6 protein-coding genes and 1 pseudogene are annotated in these 6,307 nt (G+C 65.0%); all 7 read right to left on the bottom strand.

The window, feature by feature from the left end:
• Positions 1 to 1,240: sulfatase (locus tag EOA36_RS23555; protein WP_127279635.1), on the bottom strand; the 1,240-nt coding region annotated here is incomplete at its 3' end.
• 78 nt (positions 1,241 to 1,318) lie between these two features.
• Positions 1,319 to 2,293 carry an aliphatic sulfonate ABC transporter substrate-binding protein gene (locus tag EOA36_RS23550; protein WP_245464447.1) on the bottom strand — a complete coding sequence of 325 codons (975 nt, stop codon included), beginning with the start codon at positions 2,291 to 2,293 and terminating at the stop codon, positions 1,319 to 1,321.
• A 41-nt stretch (positions 2,294 to 2,334) separates the two neighbouring features.
• The gene (locus tag EOA36_RS23545) at positions 2,335 to 3,093 is read right to left on the bottom strand and encodes an ABC transporter ATP-binding protein (RefSeq protein ID WP_189343732.1); all 759 of its coding nucleotides are present in this window, start codon (positions 3,091 to 3,093) and stop codon (positions 2,335 to 2,337) included.
• A gap of 11 nt (positions 3,094 to 3,104) precedes the next feature.
• The gene (locus EOA36_RS23540) at positions 3,105 to 3,905 is read right to left on the bottom strand and encodes an ABC transporter permease (RefSeq protein ID WP_127279633.1); all 801 of its coding nucleotides are present in this window, start codon (positions 3,903 to 3,905) and stop codon (positions 3,105 to 3,107) included.
• Positions 3,902 to 5,032: an ROK family transcriptional regulator gene (locus EOA36_RS23535; protein ID WP_127279632.1), complete on the bottom strand. Its 1,131-nt coding sequence runs from the start codon at positions 5,030 to 5,032 to the stop codon at positions 3,902 to 3,904. The genes EOA36_RS23540 and EOA36_RS23535 overlap by 4 nt, the downstream gene beginning before the upstream one ends.
• Positions 5,033 to 5,211: 179 nt before the next feature.
• Positions 5,212 to 5,898, bottom strand: coding sequence for an aspartyl/asparaginyl beta-hydroxylase domain-containing protein (locus EOA36_RS23530; RefSeq protein WP_127279631.1), 687 nt, complete (start codon positions 5,896 to 5,898; stop codon positions 5,212 to 5,214).
• Positions 5,899 to 6,063: 165 nt separating this feature from the next.
• A pseudogene (locus EOA36_RS23525) lies at positions 6,064 to 6,307 on the bottom strand (HlyD family type I secretion periplasmic adaptor subunit); the annotation flags it as partial.

Below are 6,307 nucleotides of genomic sequence, written 5' to 3'. Positions count from 1 at the left end.
CATGCTGCTCGTGCGGATCCTCGCTGAGGTTGAACAGGCTGACGGGCCCAAAGTCCTTGTAGCCGTCATGGTAGGTGCGCAGCATCAGCCAGTCGGCGCCGTCGAGCCGGAACCGCACGCCGCGCTGCACGGCCCATGCGCCCTGGCTCAGCACCAGGAAGTCGCGCCCGCCCTCCTTGCCGGCCGCGAGCGCCGGGGCGAAGGACTGCCCGTCCCACAGCACTGGCACGCTGCCGCCAAGCCGGTCGATCAGCGTGGCCGCCCAGTCGAAATGATAGTGCAGCCCGGCATTGACGCCGCGCATGTCCCCGGCGCCGGGCCAGCGGATCACCAGCGGCACGTTGCAGGTGAACTCGTCCGCCGTCTGGTGGTCGCCCCAGACATTGAGCTCGCCGAGGTTCTCGCCGTGGTCGGCGCCGATGACGATGATGGTGTCGTCATAGAGGTTCTGCCGCTTCAGTTCCTCGATGATCAGGCCGACATGATGATCGGCGTAGAGCACACCCGTATCGTAGCCGTCGAACCAGGCCTTGACCTTGCCCATGTCGTCGATCGGCGACGGCATGCGCCGATATTTCGATCCGCCCGGCTCGACGTCGAAGCCCGAGGGCTCCCGAGGGCTGTGCGGACCGTAGCCGGCATGGCTCTTCTCGAACACCTCCTTCGTCATCCACTCCGGCAAAGGCTGGTCGGCGAACGGATCGCCGAACGAGTCCGGCGCACGATAGGGCGTGTGCGGATCCCAGACATTGACATGCAGGAACCATTTTTTTGCCGAGCCATTGCGCTTCAGCCAGTCGAGCGCCAGGCCCGACACCTCGTCGGCATTCTCCATGCCGGCCTTGCCCGGATTGATGATCTCGTTGAAGCCGGCATACCAGTGCCAGCAGCCATGCCGCTCGCCAAAACTGCTGATCGTCGTCGTGTGGTAGCCGAGATCGCGCAGCGCCCGCATCCAGCCCTCCTCGTAGAAGGTGCCGGCCCAGGCCCGCCCGGCGCCCTCGCGGAACGGCTCGCAGGCGGTGCCGCCATGGCCGACCACGCCGGTGCGCATGCCGTGGCGGCCGCTCCACAGCGCCGTGCGCGACGGATGACAGGGCACGTCGGAGACATAGACGTTCTCGAAGCGGATGCCGTCGCGGGCGAGGCTGTCGATGACTGGAGAGGTGTTGCGATGATAGCCGTAGCAACCGAGATGGTCGCGCCTCAGGCTGTCGATGTCGATGTAGAGAACGTTCATGAAGGACTCGCCGCTTCCATGGTTGTCAAAGGCAGGCCCCGGCTGATTACCGGGGCTCGCGGTGTTCAAGAGCCGGCATCAGGCCGAAATATATTGATCGCCGAGATAGTAGTCCTTCGGGTCGAGCGAGGTCTCGAGCTTGCCGAAGGTCTTGAACAGGTCATTCATCGTCGCGAACCAGCCGTTCACGCTGCCGTCCTTGGTGAGCTTGGTGATCTCGGCCGAGGTCATGAAACGCCCGTAGCCGGCCTCGGTCTTCAATTGTTCGGCCGGAATGCCAAGCAGTTTCGAGGTGATCTCGATCGCCTTGTCCTGGTTGGCGGCGCGGAAATCCTGCGCGTCCTTGATGGCACGGACCACATTCTTGACGAGATCGGGATTGCCCTCGACCAGATCGTTGCGGGCGATGAAGACGCTCGGGAACGTGGTCTGCGGGTAGAAATCGTCGTTCTTGGCCAGTTCCACCAGGTCGGGAACCCGCGTCTTGATGATGCCGACGAACGGGTACCAGATGCCGGCCGCGTCGACCTGCTTGGAGGCGAAGGCCGCCACGATGGTGCTCGGGTCCATCTGCACGATGTCGAGGTCGGTCATCGCCATGTTGGCCTTGCGCAGCGCCAGCCGCAGCAGCATGTCGCCTGACGTGCCGGCCGCGATCGCCACCTTCCTGCCCTTGAGCTCGGCGATCGACTTGATGCCGGCCTGGGCGATCACCCGGTCGGAAAAGCCGACATCGTTGACGGCGATGATCTTGGCCTTGCCGGTCGCCGGCAGCCACAGCGCGCCTGGCCCGAGATAGCCGAACTCGAGGCTGTTGGCGCCCAGCGCCTGCACCTGGATCGGCCCGTTGGTGAAGACCTTGATGTCGGCGTCGACGCCATGCTTGGCATAGAAGCCTTGATCGGCGGCCACGCCGGAGATGCTCGCGCCCCAGAAGTCGCCATTGTAGCCGATGCGCGCCGGCGTCCCCGCTGCCCTGGCCTTGATGCCAGAGGCGGCGAACGCGGCCAGCGCCGCCGAGGATGCCATGAAATTCCGTCTTGTCAGCGTCACGCTACTCTCCTCCTGTTACTGGTGCTAAACGGCTTCCGCCGCTACTGGTGGTACACCGCTTGCCAGACGCGGTTGCGGATGGTCATGAACTCGGCCGAAAGCCGGATTTCCTCGGTTCTGGGATAAGGCAGCGGGACATCGATGATCTCCTTCAGCCTGCCCGGCCGCGCCGCCATGACGATGACGCGGTTGGCAAGGTAGACGGCCTCGTCGACATCATGGGTGATGAACATCACCGTGCGCCGCTCGCGGCTCCAGGTGTCGAGCAACTGGTCCTGAAGCTGCACGCGGGTCAGCGCGTCGAGCGCGCCGAACGGCTCGTCCATCAAAAGAATGGACGGGTCCACCGCATAGGCGCGCGCGATGGCGCAGCGCTGCTTCATGCCGCCGGACAGCGTCTTTGGCAGCGCGTCGGCGAAGTCGCCGAGGCCCACGAGGTCGATGAAACGCTCGGCGATCTGCCTGCGGCGCGAAGCCTCCTCGCCCTTGATGCGCAGCCCGAACTCGACGTTCTGGCGAACGGTCAGCCAGGGAAAGAGCGCGTATTGCTGGAAGATCATGCCGCGCTCCGGCCCCGGCCCTTCGACAGCCTTGCCGTCGACCAGCACGCTGCCCTCGCTCGGCCGCAACAGGCCGGCGGCGATGTTGAGCGCCGTCGACTTGCCGCAGCCGGAGGGGCCGACGACGGTGACGAACTCGCCGTCGGCGATGTCGAGCGACAGCCGGTCGAGCGCGATGAAGCTGTTGTCGCTCAGATCGAAGCGGCGGGTGACCTTGTCGAACACGATCTTTGGGACGATCCTGGAAGCCATCACACGCGCTCCTGCCAGACGGTGAGCCGGCGCTCGATCACCAGGAGGATGCGATCCATGGCAAGGCCGAGCAGGCCGATGGTGATCAGGCTGACGAAGATGGTCGGCAGGTCGTAATAAAGCTGCGCCTGCTGCATACGGAAGCCGAGCCCGGACTGCGCGGCGATCAGTTCGGCGGCGACCAGCGTCGCCCAGGCCGATCCAAGCCCGATGCGTACCCCGACCAGGATGAACGGCGTCGACGCCGGGATGATGACGCGCAGGAAGATCGTCATGTCTTTCGCGCCAAGCACCCGCGCGGCGTTGATCATCGTCTTGTCGACGCTGATGACGCCCTGATAGGTGGCGACGACGCTGGCCAGGAACGATGCCAGGAAGATGACGAAGATTTTTGGCGTCTCGTCGATGCCCATGGTGACGATCGCCAGCGGAATGATGGCGAGCGGCGGGATCATGCGGAAGAACTGCAGATAGGGCTCGATCAGCGAACGGGCGACCTTGTACCAGCCCATGACGAAGCCGACCGGGATCGCGAGGATGACGCCGAGCAGGAAGCCGGTCAGCACCCGCGCCAGGCTGGAGGCGATATCGGTGGCAAGCTGCCCGCTGGCGATGACATCACCGAACCGCGCCGCCACCTGCGGCGGCGGCGGCAGGCCGACCGCGCCGCCCGCCGTAAGCGCCCACCAGATGGCGACACCGGCGACGAGCCCGACGAGATTGAGCGCGAGGCCGGGATAGTCGATGCCTTGCCCTTCCGGCGTACCGCCTGGGCGCGTCGTCTTGGCTGCCTCGCTCATCGCGAAACCCCCGAATAGAAGAAGTGGTCGAGCGCCGCGGCCGAAGCGCCGATGGCGCCAGCGCCGGGGCCGAGGCTTGACCGCTCGATGCGCAGCACATCGCGCATCGGCGGCAGCACGCGGGGCGGAACGCCCTCGCGGATATGGTCGATGAAGCTTTCCGGCGCTTCGGCGAGATGGCCGCCAAAAACGATCAGGTCCGGATTGAGCAGGTTGGTCGCGGTCGCGATCGCTGTCGTCAGGTGCCTGAGTGCCGCGTTCCAGGGCTCGGGATATTTCTCCAACTCGGCCAGCAGCCGCTTGGGATGCGGCGCCTCGATATGCGCGTCGCGGGCCAGCGCCCGTTCGGACAGGAACGTCTCCAGGCAGCCTCTGTTGCCGCAGGCGCAGCGCTCGCCATTCTCTACCACCTGGACATGGCCGAGTTCGACGGCCCCATAGCCGCCGGGGCGGAATGGCATGCCGTTGATCACCAGCCCGGCGCCGAGGCCGGTGCGCAGGTAGATGTAAAGCAGCGCGGTGGCGTCGCGGCCGATGCCGTAGCGCGACTCCGCCAGCGCCATGGCGCTGACATTGTGCTCGACCACGGCGGGTATGCCGAGGGCCGTCTCGAGTTCGTCGGCGAAGGGCACGTCCTTCCAGTCGTAATTGACCGACTGCAAATTGCGCCGCCGCTTGGTGTCCACCGGGCCAGGCACGCCGAGCCCGAGGCCGATCAGCCGGGACCGCTCGACGCCTGTCTTGCGGATCAGTTGCTCGACGGTCCGCACCACCATGCCGATCACCGCGGCCGGTTCGCTGGTGGCGGTGTCGAAATACTGCGAGGCCATGGCTTTCGAGGAAGCCTTGAGGTCGGTGATCGTGGCATGGATGGTGCCGGCGCCGATGTGCACGCCAACCACCGACAGGGCATCCGGCACCAGCGCGACGCCGATGGCCGGCCGGCCGACGGGTGCGTCACCGGCGGCGGCCTGGTTGAGCTCGACGACCGTCCCTTCCCTGAGCAGATGCGCCGTCAGATGGGTCAGCGCGGTCGGCGATAGCGCAGTCCGCCGCGCCAGTTCGGCACGCGACTGCGGACCGTCGTCGCGCAGGATGCGCAGGATTGCTCCGTGATGGACGCCCATCTTCTCCTCCCTATTATTTTCTAATGTTAATAAATTAATTAAGGCTGTCAAGGACACGCCCACCACCGGGCGAATGACCGCGCCGCGTCGGCTGGTCGTCGCCACGTGAACAAGCAATTCAGAAGAGTGAGGACCTAGCGCTTTCCCTTGGAAATTGCTTAAAAACAAAGGGACAGGGTTCAGCCGGAGAAGGACACGCCCCTGTGGCGCATCCCCGCCTGCACGCCGCGCACGATGAGCCGGGACAGGATTTCCATGTCCAGCGGCATTCCCGGACGCCAGACGTCGAGCAACAGCGCAATGCGCGCCTCGTCGGCGTTGTTCATCACTTCGTGCGGGAAGGTGTCGTCCCACAGCATGCCTTCGCCATCCGTGATCCGCTTCTCCTGATGATTGATCATCATGATGGTCGCGGGGCGACCATCGGTCTGCCGCGGAATGACCAGGCCGAGATGAAAGCGCATGATGCCGCGAAACGGTCCGCGATGGCTGGGAATGTGCTTGCGCGGCGCCAGGAACGAGATGGCCGCCGATTTGACTTCGGGACACTCGGCGAGCAACTGGCTCAGAACCGGCATCCGCGCCAGGTTTTCGGGAACCCCGATGTCGTAGGCCTTGAGCACGAACATGCGCCAGTCGAGGCCGTCATTGGCCGAGATCTCGGCCTGCTCCGGCATGATGTCGTGGAAGCGCGGCGCCCCGCCCAGCCGCACCGCGAGCGCTTCGTCGCGTATGCCGCGCCAGGCGGCGATGAATTTCGCCGCGTTCGGAAAATCGGTGGCGGCATCGAGGATAGCCGGCGCGTCTATGCGCCTTTCATAGACACGCCGGACCCCATTGGATGCAAGATCGTAGACGCGGGACATCGCATAGCCTCGATGACACCATAAACGGACAGCCGATGGTTCGGGTTGCACATTTTGGTCATCGCGTCGTGAACTACCCGGACAGCCATGGGCCAGGTCCTGTGCCGGCCACCCGGCAATCCGAGGCAATTCGTCAACCGGATCGAACGATCCCAGATGTCCCGCTCATTCCCTGAAGGCGCGGTTGAGCTGATCCTGCAGCGGTTTGACGAGGTAGGAGATCACGGTTCGGTCGGCGGTCTTGATGAAGGATTCGACCGGCATGCCCGGAACCAGCTTGACCTCGCCGAGGCGCGCGATCTCCGAGTTCGTCGTCGCGATGCGGACAGTATAGTAGCTGATGCCGGTGCGCTGGTCGGTCGTCGTGTCCGGCGAGGTCAAGCTGGTTCCGGGCATGCCGGTCGAATCC

Origin of the sequence: Mesorhizobium sp. M8A.F.Ca.ET.021.01.1.1, assembly GCF_003998025.1 — a bacterium.
In the GTDB taxonomy this organism is placed as follows: domain Bacteria; phylum Pseudomonadota; class Alphaproteobacteria; order Rhizobiales; family Rhizobiaceae; genus Mesorhizobium.
Note: the sequence above shows the minus strand (reverse complement) of the source record. Positions and strands in the feature narration are given on the sequence as shown.

What these genes read in the sequence shown, in the direction of transcription:
- EOA36_RS23540 (WP_127279633.1), bottom strand. Translation starts at nt 3,905, where the DNA reads ATGAGCGAGGCAGCCAAGACGACGCGCCCAGGCGGTACGCCGGAAGGG.
- EOA36_RS23530 (WP_127279631.1), bottom strand. Translation starts at nt 5,898, where the DNA reads ATGTCCCGCGTCTACGATCTTGCATCCAATGGGGTCCGGCGTGTCTAT.
- EOA36_RS23535 (WP_127279632.1), bottom strand. Translation starts at nt 5,032, where the DNA reads ATGGGCGTCCATCACGGAGCAATCCTGCGCATCCTGCGCGACGACGGT.